This is a genomic window from Mesorhizobium sp. M0088, from assembly GCF_040322895.1.
Taxonomy (GTDB): Bacteria; Pseudomonadota; Alphaproteobacteria; order Rhizobiales; family Rhizobiaceae; genus Mesorhizobium.
This window is the reverse complement of the sequence record NZ_JAMYUI010000012.1, coordinates 123,471-144,115: the sequence shown is the minus strand read 5'-3', so window position 1 is coordinate 144,115 and position 20,645 is coordinate 123,471. Positions and strand designations below refer to the sequence as shown.

The 20,645-nt window shown below is 64.1% G+C and carries 22 protein-coding genes; 9 read left to right on the top strand and 13 right to left on the bottom strand.

Annotated elements, in window-relative coordinates:
• Positions 1–180: 180 nt before the first annotated feature.
• A complete protein-coding gene (locus NKJ67_RS16380) occupies positions 181–312 on the top strand; it encodes a hypothetical protein (RefSeq protein WP_281040148.1) in 132 nt (43 codons plus the stop codon).
• 107 nt (positions 313–419) lie between these two features.
• Positions 420–1,454: an aspartate-semialdehyde dehydrogenase gene (locus NKJ67_RS16375; protein WP_256747762.1), complete on the top strand. Its 1,035-nt coding sequence runs from the start codon at positions 420–422 to the stop codon at positions 1,452–1,454.
• 162 nt (positions 1,455–1,616) lie between these two features.
• On the opposite strand, the gene NKJ67_RS16370 is transcribed toward NKJ67_RS16375, so the two are convergent.
• Complete coding sequence (locus NKJ67_RS16370) at positions 1,617–2,024, bottom strand: ACT domain-containing protein (protein WP_352581943.1); 408 nt, start codon at positions 2,022–2,024, stop codon at positions 1,617–1,619.
• Positions 2,025–2,186: 162 nt separating this feature from the next.
• On the opposite strand from NKJ67_RS16370, the gene NKJ67_RS16365 reads away from it, so the two are divergent.
• The 3 genes from NKJ67_RS16365 (at position 2,187) to NKJ67_RS16355 (ending at position 4,036) form a co-directional block, all read left to right on the top strand.
• Positions 2,187–3,116 (top strand): bestrophin family protein, encoded by a 930-nt coding sequence (locus NKJ67_RS16365; protein ID WP_245482884.1) that lies wholly within the window; start codon positions 2,187–2,189, stop codon positions 3,114–3,116.
• Positions 3,117–3,227: 111 nt separating this feature from the next.
• Positions 3,228–3,638 carry a DoxX family protein gene (locus NKJ67_RS16360; protein WP_127329323.1) on the top strand — a complete coding sequence of 137 codons (411 nt, stop codon included), beginning with the start codon at positions 3,228–3,230 and terminating at the stop codon, positions 3,636–3,638.
• 134 nt (positions 3,639–3,772) lie between these two features.
• The gene (locus NKJ67_RS16355; RefSeq protein WP_127382303.1) at positions 3,773–4,036 is read left to right on the top strand and encodes a YMGG-like glycine zipper-containing protein; all 264 of its coding nucleotides are present in this window, start codon (positions 3,773–3,775) and stop codon (positions 4,034–4,036) included.
• A gap of 79 nt (positions 4,037–4,115) precedes the next feature.
• On the opposite strand, the gene rpsP is transcribed toward NKJ67_RS16355, so the two are convergent.
• The 7 genes from rpsP to NKJ67_RS16320 form a co-directional block, all read right to left on the bottom strand.
• A complete protein-coding gene (rpsP, locus tag NKJ67_RS16350; RefSeq protein ID WP_013528800.1) occupies positions 4,116–4,517 on the bottom strand; it encodes a 30S ribosomal protein S16 in 402 nt (133 codons plus the stop codon).
• Between the two features lie 51 nt (positions 4,518–4,568).
• On the bottom strand, positions 4,569–4,895 hold the full coding sequence (locus NKJ67_RS16345) for a chorismate mutase (protein ID WP_023811329.1): 327 nt from the start codon (positions 4,893–4,895) through the stop codon (positions 4,569–4,571).
• Between the two features lie 7 nt (positions 4,896–4,902).
• On the bottom strand, positions 4,903–6,513 hold the full coding sequence (ffh, locus tag NKJ67_RS16340; RefSeq protein WP_128289594.1) for a signal recognition particle protein: 1,611 nt from the start codon (positions 6,511–6,513) through the stop codon (positions 4,903–4,905).
• 277 nt (positions 6,514–6,790) lie between these two features.
• Positions 6,791–7,741 carry a CPBP family intramembrane glutamic endopeptidase gene (locus NKJ67_RS16335; protein WP_352581942.1) on the bottom strand — a complete coding sequence of 317 codons (951 nt, stop codon included), beginning with the start codon at positions 7,739–7,741 and terminating at the stop codon, positions 6,791–6,793.
• A 172-nt stretch (positions 7,742–7,913) separates the two neighbouring features.
• Positions 7,914–8,513, bottom strand: coding sequence for a DUF1236 domain-containing protein (locus NKJ67_RS16330; protein WP_127269501.1), 600 nt, complete (start codon positions 8,511–8,513; stop codon positions 7,914–7,916).
• A gap of 63 nt (positions 8,514–8,576) precedes the next feature.
• Positions 8,577–9,674: a zinc-binding metallopeptidase family protein gene (locus NKJ67_RS16325; RefSeq protein WP_352581941.1), complete on the bottom strand. Its 1,098-nt coding sequence runs from the start codon at positions 9,672–9,674 to the stop codon at positions 8,577–8,579.
• Positions 9,675–9,764: 90 nt separating this feature from the next.
• Positions 9,765–11,012: a flavin monoamine oxidase family protein gene (locus NKJ67_RS16320; protein WP_127271188.1), complete on the bottom strand. Its 1,248-nt coding sequence runs from the start codon at positions 11,010–11,012 to the stop codon at positions 9,765–9,767.
• A gap of 141 nt (positions 11,013–11,153) precedes the next feature.
• On the opposite strand from NKJ67_RS16320, the gene NKJ67_RS16315 reads away from it, so the two are divergent.
• On the top strand, positions 11,154–11,951 hold the full coding sequence (locus tag NKJ67_RS16315) for a lytic murein transglycosylase (protein WP_127329335.1): 798 nt from the start codon (positions 11,154–11,156) through the stop codon (positions 11,949–11,951).
• Positions 11,952–12,023: 72 nt separating this feature from the next.
• Here the strand turns inward: NKJ67_RS16315 and NKJ67_RS16310 are convergent, their stop codons facing one another.
• Together NKJ67_RS16310 and NKJ67_RS16305 are read right to left on the bottom strand one after the other, a co-directional pair.
• A complete protein-coding gene (locus NKJ67_RS16310; protein WP_352581940.1) occupies positions 12,024–12,545 on the bottom strand; it encodes a hypothetical protein in 522 nt (173 codons plus the stop codon).
• Between the two features lie 5 nt (positions 12,546–12,550).
• Positions 12,551–13,774 carry an argininosuccinate synthase gene (locus tag NKJ67_RS16305; RefSeq protein WP_127271182.1) on the bottom strand — a complete coding sequence of 408 codons (1,224 nt, stop codon included), beginning with the start codon at positions 13,772–13,774 and terminating at the stop codon, positions 12,551–12,553.
• A 298-nt stretch (positions 13,775–14,072) separates the two neighbouring features.
• Here NKJ67_RS16305 and NKJ67_RS16300 point away from each other — a divergent pair, with 298 nt between their 5' ends.
• Positions 14,073–16,148 (top strand): putative bifunctional diguanylate cyclase/phosphodiesterase, encoded by a 2,076-nt coding sequence (locus NKJ67_RS16300; RefSeq protein ID WP_352581939.1) that lies wholly within the window; start codon positions 14,073–14,075, stop codon positions 16,146–16,148.
• A 125-nt stretch (positions 16,149–16,273) separates the two neighbouring features.
• Positions 16,274–16,915, top strand: a complete 642-nt coding sequence (locus NKJ67_RS16295; protein WP_352581938.1) for a LysE family translocator — start codon at positions 16,274–16,276, stop codon at positions 16,913–16,915.
• A 6-nt stretch (positions 16,916–16,921) separates the two neighbouring features.
• Here NKJ67_RS16295 and NKJ67_RS16290 read toward each other — a convergent pair whose 3' ends face one another.
• Genes NKJ67_RS16290 through rlmN form a run of 3 tightly spaced genes read right to left on the bottom strand, consistent with a single transcriptional unit; the run spans position 16,922 to position 19,085 of the window.
• Positions 16,922–17,401 carry a hypothetical protein gene (locus NKJ67_RS16290; protein WP_352581937.1) on the bottom strand — a complete coding sequence of 160 codons (480 nt, stop codon included), beginning with the start codon at positions 17,399–17,401 and terminating at the stop codon, positions 16,922–16,924.
• Positions 17,398–17,814: a hypothetical protein gene (locus tag NKJ67_RS16285; RefSeq protein WP_236382957.1), complete on the bottom strand. Its 417-nt coding sequence runs from the start codon at positions 17,812–17,814 to the stop codon at positions 17,398–17,400. The genes NKJ67_RS16290 and NKJ67_RS16285 overlap by 4 nt, the downstream gene beginning before the upstream one ends.
• A gap of 35 nt (positions 17,815–17,849) precedes the next feature.
• Positions 17,850–19,085: a dual-specificity RNA methyltransferase RlmN gene (gene rlmN / locus NKJ67_RS16280; RefSeq protein WP_127271171.1), complete on the bottom strand. Its 1,236-nt coding sequence runs from the start codon at positions 19,083–19,085 to the stop codon at positions 17,850–17,852.
• A 158-nt stretch (positions 19,086–19,243) separates the two neighbouring features.
• Here rlmN and NKJ67_RS16275 point away from each other — a divergent pair, with 158 nt between their 5' ends.
• On the top strand, positions 19,244–20,599 hold the full coding sequence (locus NKJ67_RS16275; protein ID WP_127271175.1) for a chloride channel protein: 1,356 nt from the start codon (positions 19,244–19,246) through the stop codon (positions 20,597–20,599).
• Positions 20,600–20,645: the final 46 nt, after the last annotated feature.

Genomic DNA, 20,645 nt, shown 5'->3' with positions numbered 1-20,645 from the left:
TTAGGGTCCGCGCTCATCATGGAGCACATGCCGGGGCCGACCTAGCGCCAGCCAAACAATCTTGACCGTTCGTACTTCGCGCAGCCGCGATTGTACAGGGCGCAGGGGAAACCGGCGTCGCTCGCCAATTGACTCTTGACGCAAACCGCGTAAAAGCCGGCACCGAACAGGACAGTTTCGATGCGCGGCCTTTTGATGGCGCTTTATGCACTCGACTTCTCCGGCCATGGCAGCATGGTTCGCGGACGGTCGGAGCACGCGTTCCTGCGTTCAACCAAAACTATGGCCAAAACCACCACCAAAACGGTGTGACTCCCTTGGCCTAACCACCCTCTCCCGGGTTCGGCCCGGGGGACGGAACCCGCATCGGCCAGCGGGTTTCTCCAAAAACCAAGCGGAGAGGGACAGGAGATTTTTCGATGAGTTTCAAGGTAGCGATCGTCGGCGCCACGGGCAATGTGGGCCGGGAAATGCTCAACATACTGGAAGAGCGCGGCTTTCCGGTAAGCGAAGTCGTGGCGCTGGCGTCGCGGCGCAGCCAGGGCACGGAAGTGTCGTTCGGCGACCGCACGCTGAAGGTGAAGACGCTCGACCAGTATGATTTTTCCGACACCGACATCTGCATCATGTCGGCCGGCGGCAACGTCTCCAAGGAATGGTCGCCGAAGATCGGCAAGCAGGGCTGCGTCGTCATCGATAATTCGTCGGCCTTCCGCTACGATCAGGACGTGCCGCTGATCGTGCCGGAAGTGAACCCGGACGCGATCTCGCTGTTCACGCGCAAGAACATCATCGCCAATCCGAACTGCTCGACGGCGCAGCTGGTGGTGGCATTGAAGCCACTGCATGACTTCGCCACCATCAAGCGTGTCGTCGTCGCCACCTATCAATCGGTATCCGGCGCCGGCAAGGAAGGCATGGACGAACTCTTTACCCAGACCCGCGCGGTCTTCGTCGCCGATGGCGTCGAGGTCAAGAAGTTCACCAAGCGCATCGCCTTCAACGTCATCCCGCACATCGACGTCTTCCTTGATGACGGCTCCACCAAGGAAGAGTGGAAGATGGTCGCCGAGACCAAGAAGATGCTCGACCCCAAGATCAAGCTGACGGCGACCTGCGTGCGCGTGCCGGTGTTCATCGGCCATTCGGAAGCGGTCAATATCGAGTTCGAAAAGCCGATCACCGCCGACGAGGCGCGGGATATCCTGCGTGAAGCCCCAGGCTGCCAGGTCTTGGACAAGCGCGAGGACGGCGGCTACATCACGCCGCTGGAATCGGCCGGCGAGGACGCCACCTTCATCTCGCGCATCCGCGAGGATTCGACCATCGACAACGGCCTGTCGATGTGGATCGTCTCCGACAATCTGCGCAAGGGTGCCGCACTCAACGCGGTGCAGATCGCCGAGTTGCTGGTCGAGCGCGGCCTGATCCAGCCGAAGAAGAAGGCGGCTTAGTTTTCGCTCACGGGCCGTATCGCCGCTGCCGCGGCGGGCCCTCCGCGGGGGCGCCGAACGATCGGCGGCCCGCAGTCGCGTGCTCGGCCTTTGGCCGTTAGCTCCCTTCTCCCCGTTCACGGGGAGAAGGTCCCGGCAGGGGGATGAGGGGCAGCACCAGCCTCAGCTTCGATTCTCAGCCGCCAACCCAACCAGCAGCTCCAGTGCTTCCTCCGCCCTGTCGGCCGGGACGAACAGATGGTCGTGGTAGAAGGCCGAGACGGGATTGACGCCCATGCCGGCGGCGGCGAGCCGCGCGGTGATGGCGGCGAGGAAGCCGACGGCTTCCAGCGACGAATGGATGTTCAGCGTGACCATCCGGCAGCGGAATGACGCGGTCAGTGCCGCAGCGATGGCCTTCTCCTCGGTTACGATCAGCGTCACGCCCTCGCGCTCGCGAAACACCATCACCGGCTCGAGGCCCTCCGGCTGGGCGACGCCGGGCGCCAGTGTGGCGAAGACATAGGTGCCGGCGAGCAGTTCCGGCGTCATCGATGCCAGCAGTGTCTTCAGATCGGTCTCGCCGGTCATTCGTTTCTCTCGCCTGCAGAAATGGGCCGCAGCCCACGTGCTCTTCAATATCCGCGACCGGCCCGTGCCGATAGTCCTGGCGCTGCAAGGACGACATGGCGATGTCGCTGGCGGCTGGGCTTGCGGACCTGTCGCATCGCACAATAGAGGAGCTGAGGGCCGATGCCGGCCCGTGAAAGGCCTTCGATGATCGTTCGCCCGCGCCCCACATTCCTGCAGCTGTTCTTCATCATGCGCGGTTCGGTCGTGCCACGCATCCTGCCGCAGATATTGGGCTTCGCGCTCTATTCCGCGATCATCCTGGCCGTGGCGCGCCGGTTCCAGCTTGATTTCAGCGTCTTCAACATCACGCCTTTCGGCCTGGTCGGCGTGACATTGTCGATCTATCTCTCGTTCCGCAACAACGCCGCCTACGACCGTTGGTGGGAGGCGCGCAAGCTGTGGGGCGCGCTGGTCTTCGAAATGCGCAACCTGGCCCGCGCCACCACCAGCCTCATCCCGGACCAGACCGAGCAGCGCGCCTTGCTGATGGAAGCGCTCGCCTTCTGTCATTTCCTGCGCGGGCAGTTGCGCAAGATCGACAGCATGAAGGATGCCCGCGCCTTCATCGACGCCGAGGCGGACAAGGCCGCAGCCTTTTCCAATCCGGCAGATGAGATGGTCAGGCGCATGGGCCGGCGTGCCAATGCGCAGCGCCGGGCGGGCGATGTCGACTCGATCGGCTTTCGTATCCTCGATGAGAGGCTCGCGTCGATCGCCGCCATCCAGGCCGGCTGCGAGCGGATCGCCGGTACGCCGTTACCCTTCGCCTACACGCTGCTGGTGCATCGCACGGCCTACATCGTCTGCCTGCTGCTGCCGATCGGCCTGATCTCGACCACCGGTTGGGCGACGCCGCTGTTCACGGCGTTGATCGCCTATACTTTCTTCGGTCTCGACGCGCTGTCGGAAGAGCTCGAGGATCCGTTCGGCACCGAGGCCAACGACCTTGCACTCGACGGCCTCTGCCGTGTCTGCGAAATCTCGGTGTTCGAAGCGCTGGGCGAAACGCCGCCGAAGATGATCCCCGCGGAAAAGTTTTATTTTTCCTAGGCGAAGGCGCGCGGGCTTAAAACAATTCGGACCTCTGTCGGATCGCAGCCCCATGCCACGTCCTTGGTTCGACCCCAGCGAAAAGGGCTCGAACCACTAGGAGGGACCACCATGAGCATTTCCGAAATCGCGCCCGTCTCGCCGGGCGCTTTATGGACCGGCCGCGCGCTCAGCGGCGTCATCGTGCTGTTCATGATTTTCGATGGCGTCATCAAGCTGCCGCCGCTCGATGTCGTCACCCAGACGATGGTGCCGCTCGGCTGGCCGGCCGATGCCAATGTCGCGCGCATGCTGGGCGTCATCGGCCTGATCTCGACCGCTCTCTATGCACTGCCGCGCACCTCGGTGCTCGGCGCCATCCTGCTCACCGCCTATATGGGCGGCGCCATCGCCACCAATGTCCGTGTCGACAACCCGCTGTTCTCGCACATGCTGTTCGGCGTCTATCTCGGCATTATCCTGTGGGGCGGCCTGTATCTGCGCGATGCCAGGGTCCGCGCGCTGATCCCGTTCAGCCGTTAGATCCAGATCGAAGCATCGCTTTCCGCTGAAAGCCTGAACCCTTTGCCGGGCAATGTCTCAGGGATCGAATCGCGGAGTTGCGAGTTAGAGATTCGCCTGGCGGCGGAGGCGGCTCCTATCGGAGAGGAACGATGATGAAGAAAATGATGCTTTTGATGGCGCTGCTGGTGCCGCTCGCCGCTTGTTCGCAAACGGAAAAAGGCGCGGCCGTAGGCGGCCTCGGTGGCGCTGCCGTCGGTGCGGCGGTCGCTGGCGATCCGGTTGAAGGCGCCGTCGTCGGTGGTGCTGTCGGCGCCGTGGCCGGCGCGCTGATCGGCCGGGCGAGCGAGCGTGGCGAATGCCGCTACCGTGATCGTCGTGGCCGCGTCTACATCGACCGCTGCCCGAGCGGTTATTGATCGGCAGCTCTTACAGACAGAACCGGACAGCAAAACGGCGGGCCTTGGCCCGCCGTTTTCCCGGATGCGAATAGATCAATTATTCGGCGGTGGCGGCTTCCGCCTCGGCCGGTGCAGCTGCGGCCGCCGCAACAGCAGCAGCGGCATCTTCCTGCGCCTTCTTCAGAAGGGCAGCGCGTTCCTGCGCCTTCTTGCCCGGCTCGGCCTTCTTCGGGTTGGAACGGGCGTCGCGCTTGACGAGGCCGGCCTCGTCGAGGAAGCGCAGCACGCGGTCGGTCGGCTGGGCGCCATGCGCCAGCCAATGCTTGACGCGGTCGGCGTCGACCTTGACGCGTTCGCCGTCCTTGGGCAGCAGCGGGTTCCATGAGCCGATCGACTCGATGAACCGGCCGTCACGCGGTGAACGGGCGTCGGCAATGACGACGTGGTAGTAAGGACGCTTCTTCGAGCCCGCACGGGCCAGTCGGATCTTCAAGGGCATTTATTTTCTCCTAAAAAGGCTGATTTGGTTGGTCGGTTGGTGGCTGGTTTCTCAGCCGGCTTTCATCACGCCGTTGGAAGCGGCGATCTGTTCGTGGTGGCGGATCACTTCGCGGACGACGAAGTTGAGGAATTTTTCCGCGAAATCCGGGTCGAGATGGGCATCCTTCGCCAGCTGGCGAAGCCGGGCGATCTGCTGCTGCTCGCGTGCCGGGTCGGCCGGCGGCAGGCCATGCGTCGCCTTCAGTACGCCAACCGCCTTGGTGCAGCGGAAGCGCTCGGCCAGCATGTGGATGAGGGCTGCGTCGATGTTGTCGATCGACGCCCGGTAATCGGCCAGGAGGGCGCGGGCGTCGGCCATGTCCTTCTCTTCGTTCATGGCGTCCTCACTTCTTCTTGCCAAGGCCGGGCAGCCCGCCACCGCCGAGGCCGGGAAGCCCGGGGAGTTTCATGCCGCCGGGCAGACCTGGCATGCCGCTGGGCAGGCCACCGCCGCCGGGAAGGCCTTTCATGCCGCCGCCAAGGCCGGCTGCCTGTGCCTGCTTCTGCAAGGCCTCGAGCTGCTTGGGGTCCATCTTCGACAGGTCCGGCATGCCGCCGCCCATCATGCCGCCCATACCGCCGGGCATCATGCCGCCGAGGCCCATCTTGGAGGCGAGGCCGCCCATCATGCCGCGCATCAGGCCGCCGCCTTTGCCCTTGCCGCCCATCGCCTTCATCATGTCGGCCATGCCGCGATGCATCTTGAGCAGCTTGTTGATTTCGGCCGCGTCGGTGCCGGAACCGGCGGCGATGCGCTTCTTGCGCGAATGCTTGAGCAAATCGGGATTGGCGCGCTCGGCCTTGGTCATCGACGAGATGATGGCGAGCTGGCGGCCGAACATCTTGTCGTCGAGACCGGCGGCGGCCATCTGGTCCTTCATCTTGCCCATGCCGGGCATCATGCCCATGATGCCGCCCATGCCGCCCATCTTCGACATCTGCTGAAGCTGACCGGCGAGATCGTTCAGGTCGAACTTGCCCGACTGCATCTTCTTGGCCATCGCCGCCGCCTGTTCGGCGTCGATGTTCTCGGCGGCCTTTTCGACGAGCGAGACAATGTCGCCCATGCCGAGGATGCGGTCGGCGATGCGCTTTGGGTGGAATTCCTCCAGCCCGTCCATCTTTTCGCCAGTGCCGATCAGCTTGATCGGCTTGCCGGTGACGGCGCGCATCGAAAGAGCCGCACCGCCACGGCCATCGCCGTCCATGCGGGTCAGGACGAGGCCGGTGATGCCGACGCGCTCGTCGAAGCTCTTGGCCAGGTTGACGGCGTCCTGGCCGGTCAGCGAATCGGCGACCAGCAGGATTTCGTGCGGGCTCGACACCTTCTTGATGTCGGCCATCTCGACCATCAGCGGCTCGTCGATATGGGTGCGGCCGGCGGTGTCGAGGATGACGATGTCGTGGCCGCCGAGCTTGGCCGCCTGCACGGCGCGGCGGGCGATGTCGACCGGCGACTGGCCGTCGATGATCGGCAGCGTGGCGACCTTGACCTGTTCGCCGAGCTGGCGAAGCTGCTCCTGCGCAGCGGGGCGCCGCGTGTCGAGCGAGGCCATCAGGACCTTCTTGTTCTGACGCTCGGAAAGACGCTTGGCGATCTTGGCCGAAGTGGTCGTCTTGCCGGAACCCTGCAGGCCGACCATCATGATGACGATCGGCGCCGGGGCATTGAGATCGATCGCGACGCCTTCGGCGCCGAGCATGTCGACCAGTTCGTCATGGACGATCTTGACGACCATCTGGCCGGGCTTGATCGACTTGACCACGGCAGCGCCGACGGCCTTCTCGCGCACCTTGTCGGTGAAGGAGCGCACCACTTCCAGCGCCACGTCCGCTTCGAGCAGCGCACGGCGCACCTCGCGCAGCGCCGCCGAGACATCAGCCTCCGACAGCGCGCCGCGGCCGGTCAGGCCGTTCAGGATCGAACCAAGACGTTCCTGTAGCGATTCAAACATTCGTTTTCCTTTTCCCTGGCATCCGGATGATGCCCGAGAGGTAATGCGTTCGCGCCCAGTGTCCAACCAAAAGCCAAAACCAAAAAGCACCCGGGGGCGCTCAGCGCTGCCGGGTGTTGGCCTCCAGGATCGATTTACAGCACTTCACCTCAAAGAGGTTTCGGCGTCCTGGTCGGCTTGCTCGGAGGGATACTCGTCGCGGAATTCGGGGCGTGTAGACAGGAAATCGGACGCGGAGTCAAGACAAGGCCGGATTGCGTCGTTCCCGGGTCTGCAATCACGCCGTGCTCGTCCGGTCCGGAAGCTCGGCGGCGAGCTTGAGCGGCGAACGCGGATGTAGAAGCAGCACGATGGTCAGCATGCTGCAGGCGATGCCGATGAAGGCGATGAGAACCGCATCCGACGTCGTCCAGCCCGGTCCTTCGAGTGGCCTGGCGTTGAACAGGGCGAAGGAATTGTAGCTTTCCTGATGCGAAATCAGCAGGAAGCCGGTCAGGTTGTTGCCGAGATGAGCACCCAGGGCGGCGCCGAGATTGCCGGTTGCGTAGACGACAAGCGTCAGCAGCAGCGCAAAAGCGGCGATCGAAGCCAGCACGCAAGCATTGATGGCTGGCGACGAACTCGCGCTCCAATGCAGCGAGGTGAACAGCAGGGCCGGCGGCAGGGCCCAGACGAACGGGCTCGTGAACCGGTTGGCGAGACCGCGCAGCAGATAGCCGCGAAACAGCACCTCTTCAGAGGATGTCTGCAGCAAAGTGAGCGCGGCGATCGGGATCGCAAACAGCAGCCAAGACGACAGGCCGATCGGGCCACGCGTGATCTGCGGCTGCAGCAGATAGAGCAGGACCTCGGATATGAACGACGTGATCAGCACCGCGATCAGCCCTTTGAGGAAGCCGGACCATGAAACTCGTCGGCTGTTGCCGAGCAGCGCCGACAGCTTCTCGCCATGCACCCAGCGCATCGCGACCCACAGGCCGATCCAGATGCCGGCGAACGAGACGAGCGCGGTGAGGATGCCGAGGGGCGAAGCGAGGAAGCCCTGAATGCCGGATGATGGGGTCGCCTGCCAGGCGATGAAGGCATAGGTGCCGCCGACCAGCACGGCCACAGTGGTTGCTGCCCAAAAAAGGACGACGATCCCCGTTCCGAACAACTGGCGCGGCAAGGTCGTCCGGACGTTCGGCGAATGCCTGTAACGCTCGAAGGCGGCCGGATCGATGGTCACGCGGGCTCCTTTGCCAAAGTCATCGCCTATTGACTAACCGATGCCTGGAAATCGGAATCGTTTTCCGCAAAGGACAACGCTCAGAGCAGCGTCGACGCAGGAGAGGCGACGCGCGGCAGCGCCGCCTGCTGGCGGCCGCTGCTGTCGCAGCGGCCGCTTGTGCCAATTGTCGTCAGCGCACGACGTACATGATGCGCCGGGTCTGCGGATCGATCAGCGCCCGCTGGCCGTTCACATAGACATAGCGGTAGTTGTAGTCCGGAATCTCGCGCAGCTCGACGGTGTCGGGCAGGGTCGCGCCGGTTACCACTTCGCCTTCGAGATAGATGGGATCGAGGCGATGCGTGTCGACATAGGTGCGGACTTCAGCCGGAGGCGGGGGGAAGTCATCCACGACCGGATCGCTGGCGATGATCGCGCCGGTATAATCGGTCGAGTAGTTGCCGATGTCCTCCGGCGGCGAGACGACAGCAACGCTGGAGCGCCGTTCCGTCAGCACCACGCGGCTGCCGCCGATATCGGCCGTCACATAGTCGGAATAGACCCAGCCCTGGCCGCCAGCCTCGGCTATGGTGCACCATTTGCTGTTTTCGATGCAGCCATTGAGCGTTGCCGACTGGCCGGCGGCGAGCACGCCGATCACAGGATATTGCGGGCCGGGTCCGGCGCGCACGTTAAGATCGGTGACGGCTGAGACGGCGGTATCGGCAAACGCGGCGCCCGACATCACGGTCAGCATTCCGGCTACCGCAGGAAACAACAGGGATTTCATGGTTTCTCTCCGTTTTCATGGTCCCTCGCCAGCGAAAACGGGGCAGCAGCTCATGCGTTCCCGCTAAAGCGCCTGCGCCAACTCACGATTTGTTCCGTGTTCTCCAGGCAAATCGGTCAGAAGTTCGTGAACGAATTCCAATTTCCGTGCCGTGACGTCCGAAATGACAAAGGGGTAGAGGTCGGGCAGGCCCATGCAGCGGTTGATCGAATTGGAGGCTTCCGACAGCACCAGCCAGCGGGCAAGGATCTTCTCGAAAGGCTCGGGCGCGGTCGCCGGCTCCGAGGGTGCGGCCTGCAACCCGCCGCCTGTGTCGCCGCGCGGCAAGTCGTTGGCCTCCACCGTCTCCAGCCGGCCGAGCGGAAAGTTCAGCGCGTGCACCATTTCCAGCGTGTCGGTGATGTGCAGGTGATGAGCCCAGGTCTCGGCCCAGTCCTCCCATGGATGCGAGGTCGCATAGGCCGAGATGTGGCCTTGCTGCCAGTCGGGCGGCGCACCATTGGCATAATAGGCCTTCAGCGCCTGTTCGTAATCGGCGCGGTCGTCGCCGAACAGTGCGCGGAAAGCTTCGAGCCTGTGCGGATCGTCGCGGATGAGGCGGTCCCAGTAATAGTGCCCGAGCTCGTGGCGGAAATGACCGAGCAAGGTGCGGTAGTTCTCGCCCATCTCGACGCGCCGCTTCTCGCGCTCGGCCGAATCCGCCTCGGCGACGTTGAGCGTGATCAGGCCATTGTCGTGGCCGGTAAGAATCCGCTCGCCGCCGGGGCCGCCGCCGATCGGATCGGCGAGGAAGTCGAATGCCAGGCCGATCTCGTCGGCCGGGTTCTGCTTGGGCGCCACCGGCAGCCCGAAGGCCAGCAGCGAGTAGATGGCGCGCTTCTTCGCCGCTTCGACACGGATCCAGCGGCGGCGGTTGCCGTCGACGGAGAGATCCGGGATCAGCTGATTCAGCACGCAGGCGCGGCAAAAAGCGTGACCCGGTTCCGCCATCCAGTTGCAGGCGCATTCATCGGCGTTGGTGCACTGGAAGACGCCATCGACGCCCGCCAGCGCAAAACAGGCGTGCTCGGGATCGTAGAGCACGGGGTTCCCGCAGTTCAGGCACTGGGCGTTCTCGAAATAGATGCGATGGCCGCAATGCGGGCAGTCGAAGAGTTTCATGTTGGTCTCAATTCACCGGAGGTGACACAAATGTTCACGGCGGCCCGTGCCCAACGCGAACAGCCGCGCGGTGTTCCACATTACCTGAAGCTATTTGGCCGCAAGCTGGGCGACAACCTGCCTTGCCACCGCCTCGCCCGACAGCCGTGCGCCGCCGCAGGTCTGGACCAGCGAGCCGGCCAGATGCTCGCCGGCGAAGAAGATCTTGTCGGCCACCGGCTGCATGAGTGCGGCGCGCGCCAGTGAACGGCCGGGGCGGGCCGCGGCATATGCGCCGCGCACGAAGCGCTCGCCGCCCCAATTGGTCATCATTGCGCGTCCGACATGCTTGCGCGTATCGCCGCCGAAGATGCCACACAGCCGGTCGACGACGAAGTCGATGCCGGCCGCCTCGCCGGCCGCCGACATTTCCCAGGCGAAATCGCCGCCGACGAAGCCGACCATCAAGTCAAGGTCGAACGGGAAGCAGAGGAAGTAGATGTCGTGCCTGGCCATCCGTTCGATCAGCAGGTCGTCGAAGGGCTGCAGCCCGAGCCTGGTGCCCGATATTTCGACTGGCAATTTGGTCAGCATGCCCATCGGCAGGTCGAAGAAGGCGCCGAAATGCGTGTCGGGCAGGGCCGGCGAGAACGCGATCTCCTCGAAGGCGAGCACCGCCGGCGAAGCGGTCACGATCACCGCTTTGGCGCGGACGGTGCCGCGATCGGTGACGCAGGCGACGCCGGGCACGTCCCACAGGATCTTGCGCACCGGCGTCGACAGTTCGACCGGCACGCCGGCGCCGAAACGCGCCACCAGCGCGCCAAGGCCCTCCTTGCTGAAGTAGTTCGGGTCGAGATCGGCCGCGGCCTGGAAGTCCAGGATCGAGATTTCGTCCTCGTCGGCACCGAAATCCATCGGCCCGGCGAAGGTGGCGGCGGCGCGCGGCGCATGGCCTTTTGCCAAAAGCGCCGAAAGACGATCGTCATCTCCGTCCTTCACTTCATGCCTGGCCAGCAGTTCGAACAGCTTTGCGTCGGCGGCCTTCATGTCGGCTTCTTCCGCTTCGCTCGCCTTGCGCTCGCGGTAGTAGAGATGATCAACGTTCATGTCGTGATGATGCAACGTCCAGCCTGCCGCCTGGGCTTCGGGAAAATAGGGATTGCGGTCGGCGGCATGCAGCCAGGCGCAGCCGATGTCGAAAGGCACGCCGAAATGCTGGTCGCTGGTCCAGGCTCGCCCGCCGATTCGGTCCATCGCTTCGAGCAGCGTGAAGGAAAGCCCCGCGGCCTGCAGGGTCCTGGCGGCGGCAAGACCCGCCGAGCCGGCACCGATGATGACGACATCAACGTCTTGCATGCAGCCCCCTTGCCACAATAATCACTTGATCCTAGGCAAATTCCACGGCATTCGCCAGCATTGCAGCGGTGACAGTGACAAGTGCGCGTTTCGCTGGCAAGTTCGCAATTGGGACGTGATTCAGGCAACCAGGAGATCAACATGGCAATTCTTGCCAAGGGAAAGATGTTTGCAGCGGCCGTGGTAGCGGTGCTTGCGCTGGCGACGGGCGCACAGGCAGCGGCCAGCTGCGGCAAGACCGGCGCCGGCTTCGAGGCCTGGAAGCAGGATTTTGCCGCGCAGGCCAGGTCGGAAGGTGTGGGCGCCAAGGGGCTGGCCGCTCTGGCCGGGGCGAACTACGCGACTAAGACGATCTCCGTCGACCGCGGCATTCACAAGGCTTTCAGCGGCTCGGTGGACGATTTCATGCGGCGGCGCGGCGGCGCGGCGATTATTTCCAAGGGCCGGTCGCTGAAAAAGTCGAATGCGGCGCTGTTCGCCAAGATCGAAGCGAATTACGGCGTGTCGCCGGGCGTGTTGCTCGCCATCTGGGGTATGGAAACCGGCTTCGGTTCGGCCATGGGCAACCAGAACACCGTCTCTGCCATTTTGACGCTTGCCTATGATTGCCGCCGCCCAGGGTTCTTCTACCCGCATGCCATCGCAGCCCTGAAGCTGGTTGATCGCGGGGTGCTGTCAGCCTCGTCGGTCGGCGCCGCGCATGGCGAGATCGGACACACGCAGTTCCTGCCAGGAAACGTCCTGAAATATGGCGTCGGCGGCGGAAACCTGCGCGACAAGGGCACGGCGCTGGCTTCCACCGCCAACTTCCTCAAGGGCCATGGCTGGCGGGCGGGCGCGAGCGCGAGTGCGAATATGGGCGCGATTGCCGGCTGGAATTCCGCGAGCGTCTATCAGCAGGCCATCGCCCGCATCGCCACGGCGATCGACGGCGATTGACGGACCATGCACCGGGCAGAAGGCCCCGGCCATTTCTGACTTGATCAAAAACCCGGCGCGAATGCCGGGTTTTTATTTGATTTCGAGCGTGTAGGAGCAGCCGGCCAGGGTCTTGCCGGGGTGGGATTCGACGGTCGAGACGTTGAGCTTGACGTCCGTTGAGAAGGTCAATCCTTCCGACTCTTCGGTGCTTTGGACAACGACTTTCTCGCCAAGGAATTTTTGCGGCGTGGAAAAAGCGGCCATGACGTTGAGTTCTTTGGCAAGCTCCGGCGCGGCAACGCCGTCGAGCACGGCCATCGGCCCCGCAGCGGTAAACACGATCGATCCTGTCTCGCGGTTGAACACGCGGATTTTGGCCGGCAGTTCGTATTGGCTGAGAAACGGATTGCCCGAGGCAACCTCCTTCCAGCCAAGCGTTTCAACGGCACCCGGTGCGCTGGACAGCCACAGGGCAAAGTCGTTGTAGGTCGGAACGTCCGCCCTGCACTCGATCAGCGCCGGAAGGTCGAGAGAGGCGGGGTCGAACTCCTGGCCCGCCGCCGGCGTCGCCAGAACAACCAGGGGCGCCAGGCAGCGACCGAAACCGCGCATCCGCCCTACTTGGCGCGGTTGCGCGCGGCCAGCGTCCTCAGCCGCAGCGCATTGAGACGGATGAAGCCGGCGGCGTCCTTCTGGTCGTAGGCGCCGCGGTCGTCCTCGAAGGTGACCAGCGCATCCGAATAGAGCGTCTTCTTCGACTTGCGGCCGGTGACCATGACGTTGCCCTTGTAGAGCTTGAGGCGCACCGTGCCCTCGACCTCTTCCTGGCTCTTGTCGATCATCGCCTGCAGCATCAGCCGTTCGGGCGCGAACCAGAAGCCGTTGTAGATCAGCTCAGCGTAACGCGGCATGAACTCGTCCTTGAGATGGGCGGCCCCACGGTCGAGCGTGATCGATTCGATGGCGCGGTGGGCGGCAATCAGGATCGTGCCGCCTGGTGTTTCGTAGACGCCACGCGATTTCATGCCGACGAAGCGGTTCTCGACCAGGTCGAGCCGGCCGATGCCATTGTCGCGGCCAAGATCGTTGAGTGCCGCCAGCATGGTCGCCGGCGACAGCTTCTTGCCGTTCAGCGCGATCGGATCGCCCTTCAGGAACTCGATCTCGATCTCGGTGACGGTATCAGGTGCGTCCATCGGCGAAACGGTGCGCTGGTGGACGAATTCGGGCGGCTCCACCCACGGGTCTTCCAGCACCTTGCCCTCGGAGGACGAATGCAAAAGGTTGGCGTCGACCGAGAACGGTGCGTCGCCCTTCTTGTCCTTCGGCACCGGGATCTGGTGCTGCTCGGCGAAATTCATCAGGTCGGTGCGCGACTTGAATGACCAGTCGCGCCACGGCGCGATGACCTTGATGTCGGGGTTCAATGCGTAAGCCGAAAGCTCGAAGCGCACCTGATCGTTGCCCTTGCCGGTGGCGCCATGCGCGATCGCGTCGGCGCCGGTTTCCCGCGCTATATCGACCAGATGCTTGGAGATCAGCGGCCGCGCGATCGAGGTGCCAAGCAGATAGGTGCCTTCATAGACGGTGTTGGCGCGGAACATCGGGAAGACGAAGTCGGACACGAATTCCTCGCGCACGTCGACGACGCGGATGTCCTTGATGCCCATCATCTCGGCCTTGCGACGGGCCGGCTCGAGTTCGCCGCCCTGGCCGAGATCGGCGGTGAAAGTCACGACTTCGGCGCCGAGTTCAGTCTGCAGCCATTTCAGGATGATGGATGTGTCGAGACCGCCTGAATAGGCAAGCACGACTTTTTTGACGTCTTTGGCCTTGGACATTTCTACTCCGTCGATGGCGGACGCCCCAGCCTGGGCGTCACGGATTGTCGCAGCGCCTTTTAGCAGGAACGGCAGAGCGAGCAAGCACGCGTGCATGCACGGCTTCTGGTCCAGCGCATGGCCGGGGGCGGCCGGCAGCGAAAACAATCTGCTGCAATCAAAGGCTGCATTTGCTGGAGGGACTTAATCAAGTTTTCACGCCGTGCCGCTAACACTTACGACAAAGCCGCCTTGACCACGTTCCGGGCGGCTTCTTGCCTGCTTTGTCGTGGGTGTCCTCGGACTCGGGCCGTTCTTGATGCGCGTTATATCATGCATCGCCATGGAGCATAATCTGTGGCTTGTCCTGCTGGCGGCGCTGATGTGCGTCACCGGCTGCTGGGTGACCATCGGCCTCTTCGACCGTTCGAGGAAAACCGCCGGCGTGCAGATGAAGGGCTGGCTGTTCCTGACCGCGGTCGCCGCCGGCTCGTCGATCTGGTGCACCCATTTCATCGCCATGCTGGCCTACCAGCCCGGCGCGCCGATCACCTTCGATCCGGTCCTGACCATGGCATCCCTGGTCATCGCCATCATCGGCACCGGGCTGGGCTTCACCCTCGCATCCGGCAAGAGCCGGCGCCTGGCTCCGGAATGGGGCGGCATCGTCGTCGGCCTGGCGATTTCGGCCATGCACTACACCGGCATGATGGCTTATCATGTTGCCGGCATCGTCGAATGGGACGGCTCCTATGTCGTGGCCTCACTGGTCATCTCGGCCGTGTTCTCCGCCTTGGCCGTCGGCCATGCCGTGCGCCGGCCATACCGCTGGTCGCATTATCTCGCCATCGGGCTGCTGGTGCTGGCGATCGTCGGCCTGCATTTCACGGCTATGGCCGCGGTGGCGGTGACGCCGCTGTCCTTCATCAGCACAGGCACCAATCCCGATATTCTGGTGGCAATGGCGGTCGCCGTCGCCGTGGTGGGCCTGATCGTCGCGGCCACCGGCTTCGCCAGCTATCTGATCGATGAGCGTGGCCGTCTGGAGAGTTTCGAGCGGCTTCAGCATCTCGCCCTCAACGACGCCCTTACCGGCCTTCCCAACCGGGTCTCCTTCAACGACCGCCTCGACCATGAGATCGACCGGGCACGCGAGGGCGAGGACACAATGACGGCGGTCATCGTCATCGATCTCGACCGCTTCAAGGAGATCAACGACCTCAGGGGGCATGCGGCCGGCGACCAGGCGCTCAAGATCGTCGCCCGCAGGCTGGCGAAACTCACCGGCGAGGGCGAGTTCGTCGCCCGGCTCGGCGGTGACGAGTTCGCCGCGATCAAGCGCTTCAAGGATCAGAAGGACCTTCTCGGGCTGGTCTCGCGGCTGGAGAAGTCGCTGTTCGAGCCGTTGCGGCTCGACGATTTCGAAATCGCCGCGGGCGCCAGCATCGGCGTCGCGGTCTATCCACGCGACGGAGCCGACCGCGAGCGGCTGGTCAGCAATGCCGATCTTGCCATGTACCGGGCGAAGAACGACGTCACGCGAGCCGTCTGCTTCTACGAATCCGCCATGGACGAGACGGCGCGGGCGCGCCGTGCCTTGGCCTCCGACCTTCGCCAGGCGATCGACCGCGGCGAGCTTTCGCTGCACTATCAGGTGCAGACCTCGGTCCCGACCGGCGCCACCTGCGGCTACGAGGCGCTGCTGCGCTGGACCCATCCCGTGCACGGCATGATCCCGCCCGCTGAATTCATCCCGATTGCCGAAGAGAACGGCTCGATCATGGCGATCGGCGAATGGGTGCTGCGGACCGCGTGCCGGCAGGCGGCCTCGTGGGGCAATGGCCACAAGATTGCGGTCAATCTGTCACCGGTACAGTTCGCCCATGCCGATCTCGCCAAGCTCATCCATCAAATCCTGATCGAGACCGGACTGTCGCCGAAACGGCTGGAACTGGAGTTGACCGAATCGACGATCGTCGCCGACAAGGTGCGCACGCTGCATGTCCTGCGCCAGATCAAGGCGCTGGGGGTGACGATCGCGATCGACGATTTCGGCACCGGCTATTCATCGCTCGATACGCTGCGCTCGTTTCCCTTCGACAAGATCAAACTCGACCGCTCGTTCATGGCTGACGTCGAGCGAAGCCCGCAGGCCAAGGCCATCATCCGGGCGGTGCTGACGCTGGGCCGCAGCCTCGACATTCCGGTGCTTGCCGAAGGCGTCGAGACGCATGTCCAGCTCACCATCCTGCAGGTCGAAGGCTGCAACGAGGCGCAAGGCTATTTCCTCGGCCGGCCCAAGCCGATCGACCAGATCACCGGGGACGCCGATGTTAGCAACGATCAACTCGTCGCGGAGGAGCCGGCGAGGATGCGGCTGAGCAGGCAGGCATAGGACGCCGCGGCCGGCCGTCCAGCGAATGCCTTGCGGACGCCTTCTGGATCGACATCGGGTGGCTGCTGTGTCTGGCATCGTCATGGCGCATCCTGTATAGGCCTCCCAATTCCCTGGGGCCGCTCATGTCGTTCATTCCAGACACTGCCACGCTGATCCAGTTCGCCATCGCCACGGTCATCCTGGCGATCACGCCGGGTCCGGACATGACGCTGTTCGTCTCGCGCACGCTCAACCAGGGCCGTGCCACCGGCTTTGCCTCGATGGCCGGCGCGCTGTGCGGCGCGCTGATCCACACCACGCTGGTGGTTGTCGGTGTCTCGGCGCTGATCGTCGCCTCGCCGATGGCTTTCTTCGTGCTGAAGATCTTCGGCGCGGGCTATCTCGTCTTCCTGGCCTGGCAGGCAATCACCAGGGGCTCGGCCTTTTCGCCGGAGAAGAAGACAGGCCCCGAGATTTCGCTGTTGCGCAGCTGGGCGGCGGGCCTTGGCGTCAATCTGCTCAATCCGAAGATCATCCTGTTCTTCATGACCTTCCTGCCGCAGTTCGTCTCTGCGCATGATCCGAACGCACCGGGAAAGCTGTTTTTCCTTGGGCTGATGTTCATCGTGCTGTCGGTGCCGGTGACGGTACCGATGGTGCTGGCGGCGGAAAAGTTTTCGGCGGCGATGAAGGCCAGCCCGCGCGTCACGCGGGTGGTCGACTATCTGTTTGCCGGCGTGTTCTCCGCCTTCGCCCTCAAGATCCTGACGGCCCAGGCGAAGTAGGCGCCGTCATCCTGTCTGGCCATCTTCTTTTGAGTCTGGTTCGCCTTGCCACCAGCTTGCGGCCCAGCGCCCGGCGCTGAGCCAATAAAAGATACCACCGACCATGCCGCTGCCGATCACGGCCATGATGGCGCTGGTGTCCCTGATGACGAAGGCGGTGTCATCGCTGTGGTCGGCAAGCCCGAGGAAAACACCGGCAACCACCGCGCCCGCCAGCGCATAGAACAGCCAGTCGCGCCGGCCGAGGATTTCGGCAAGCAGGATGACGACAGAGGCCGGCATCAGGGCGAAATAGGCGACGAACAGGGCGGCGAAGGGAATTGAGAAATACAGGGAAGCCGTCGCCGTCGGATGCGCATGCTCGGGCGTGTAGCCGAGCGATGCCAGCAACAGGATATTGAGGAAGGCGCTCGCCGCCAGCGAGGCGACGGCATAGCCGAACAGGATGACGGTGAAACGGATGAGGTAGCCGACGAGACGGGTCATCCCAGATCTCGGCCCAAATCCCGGCGCATGCCCGACTTGCGTCCGGCCAGAAGCCAGTAGACCGAACCGGCGGCAATGCCGGCGGTGGCCAGGAAACCGAGAAAGCCCGGATTGAAGATAAAACTGCCGGCCGAGCGCGGCATGGACACGCCAAAGGCGATGGACGTGATCGCACCCGTGGCGGCAAAGTAGAACCATCCCCGAAGCGAAAACCATTCAGCGACAAAGAGCGCCGGGCCGACGATCAGCAGCGCGGCGATCGTCACGGTCAACACCGCGAGCGGGAAGGAACCCAGCCAGTCGAAAGCGAAAATGATGGACCAGTTGCCATCTTCCAAACCTTCCAGAAGAGCGATCAGCAGCACCGGGACCAGGATCGAGGTCAGCACGGCGGCGATATAGCCGACCGCCATCACGGCGAGGCGCTTCAGCCAGGCGACGGGGCGGCTCACGCCTCGCCGTGCCCCGCTATCATCATCGCTTCCAGCGCCAGCCGGTCGACCTTGCGCATGCGCTCGGAGTCGGACTTGAGCTGGCCGCAGGCGGCGAGGATGTCGCGGCCGCGTGGCGTGCGGATCGGCGAGGCATAGCCGGCGTTGTTGATGTAGTCGGCGAATTTCTCGATCGTCTCCCAGTCCGAGCACTGGTAGTTGGTGCCAGGCCACGGGTTGAACGGGATCAAATTGATCTTGGCCGGAATGCCCTTGAGCAGCTTGATCAGCCCCTTGGCGTCCTCGATGGAATCGTTGACATCCTTCAGCATCACATATTCGAAGGTGATGCGCTTGGCGTTCGACAGGCCGGGATAGGCGCGGCAGGCGGCGATCAGCTCCTTCAGCGGATACTTCTTGTTGATCGGCACAAGCAGGTCGCGCAGATCGTCATTGGTGGCATGCAGCGAGATCGCCAGCATGACGCCGATCTCCTCGCCGGTGCGGAAGATTTCCGGCACGACGCCGGAGGTCGACAGCGTGATGCGGCGCTTCGACAAGGAAAGGCCGTCACCGTCGGAAGCGATCAGCAGCGCCTTCTTGACCGCTTCGAAATTGTAAAGCGGTTCGCCCATTCCCATCATGACGATGTTGGACACTTTGCGGCCCTCGGCCGGCACGATGGCGCCGTCGGGCGTGTCGCGGTCGGGAAAATCGCCGAGCCGGTCGCGGGCGGTGAGCAGCTGGGCGAGGATCTCCTCAGCCGTCAGATTGCGCACCAGCTTCTGCGTGCCGGTGTGGCAAAACGAGCAGGTCAGCGTGCAGCCCACCTGCGAGGAGATGCACAGCGTGCCGCGACCCTCTTCGGGAATGTAGACAGTCTCGATCTCGACCGGCCGGCCGGCGCCGCGCGGCGGAAAGCGGAACAGCCATTTGCGCGTGCCGTCGGCGGAAATCTGCTCCTCGACGATCTCGGGCCTGGCGACGGTGAAGTGCTTGTCCAGTTCGGCGCGCAGATCCTTGGAAATGTTGAACATGCCGGCGAAATCGGAGACGCCGCGCACATACATCCAGTGCCACAGCTGCTGGGCGCGCATTTTCGCCTGGCGCTCGGGCACAGTGCCTGATGCAACCAGAGCCTCGGCGAGCTCGACCCGCGTCAGGCCGATCAGCGACGGCTTTTCGGGCTGTGCCGCGCGGGCGCGCAACGCGTCGCGGGCGCCGTCAGTGGTGAGATCGAATGAAAGGGTCATGGTTGCACTGATATAAGCGGTTTGCGGCCGATTTCACGCATCGTGCCGGAAAGGAAGCGCGGCGCATAGCACAGGTTGAGGGCAGAGTCATGGGTTGTGCCGGTTTAACCTCTGGCCTGCACGTGTTAGGGCTCGATACTCCCCGCTCGAGGACAGACATGGCCGGCACATCGCGAAGATATCCCATGCTGCGGCGTTCGCGCGCGATGTGGGGCTCACGGCGGGTGTGGCAGCCGCGCCTGGTGTTCTGGGCCGGAGCGCTTGGCATCGGTGTGATCAGCGTGCTGTTCGCGGTGCTGGCGGACAGGGCGCAGGAACTGTTTCACCTGATGACAGGAGACGGAGGCGGCTGGCGTTTCTATCTGCCGCTTGCCGTTACGCCGTTGGGTTTCGTGCTGTGCGCCTGGCTTGCCCACACCTTCGTTCCCGGCTCGCAAGGCAGCGGCATTCCGCAGGCGATCGCCGCCCGCCATCTTCGCGACGACGAGGACCGAAGTCATATCCTGTCCCTCAAGCTGGTGGTCGGCAAAATCATGCTCACCATCGTCGGCCTGTTCTGCGGCGCCTCGATCGGCCGCGAGGGTCCGACCGTGCAGGTCGGCGCGTCGCTGATGCTGCAGGCGGCGCGCTGGGGCGGCATGGTGCAGGCGCGGGGCCTGATCCTGGCCGGGTCGGCCGCCGGTATCGCCGCCGCCTTCAACACGCCGCTGGCCGGCATCGTCTTCGCCATCGAGGAGATGGGCCGCACCTACGAGGCGCGTACCAACGGGCTGGTGCTGACGGCGGTGATCCTGGCCGGCCTCGCCTCGCTCGGCCTGCTCGGCAACTACACCTATTTCGGCGTCGCCAAGGACACGATCTCGTTTGCCGCCGAGTGGCCGCTGGTGATCGCCTGCGGCGTCATCGGCGGCGGGCTCGGCGCGCTGTTTTCGCTGCTGGCGTTGAAGGCGACACGCCGGATCCGGCGCTGGAACACTGGGCAGCCTTTGCAGCGCGCTTTGCTGGTCGCGGCCGTCTGCGGGCTGCTGGTTGCAGTGATCGGCATCGCCTCGGGCGGGCTGACCTTCGGCACCGGTTACGTGCAGGCACGGGGCGCCGTCGAAGGCACGCCGCTGCCATGGTTCTTCTTTGCCGAAAAGTTCCTGGCGGGACTGCTGTCGATGATCTCGGGCATTCCGGGCGGCATCTTCGCGCCCTCGCTGGCGGTCGGCGCCGGCATCGGCAGTTCGCTCGGCCTCCTCTTCGGCGCCAGCACGGGGGCTGCGGCACTGCTCGGCATGGCCGGCTATTTCGCCGGGGTGGTGCAGGCGCCGATGACGGCCTTCGTCATCATCCTGGAGATGACCGGCAATCACGACAATGTCATCGCGCTGATGCTGGCCTCGATGCTGGGCTACGGTACGGCGCGGATGATCTCGCACGAGCCGCTCTACCACGCGCTGTCGCGTGTTTTCATCGCCGAGGCGATCCGGCGGCGGCGGGCGGAGGCCGGGCCGGGATCGGCGCAAGGCTGAAAGCAAAAAGGCCGGGCTTCGCGGCCCGGCCTTTCATTCAAAGCGA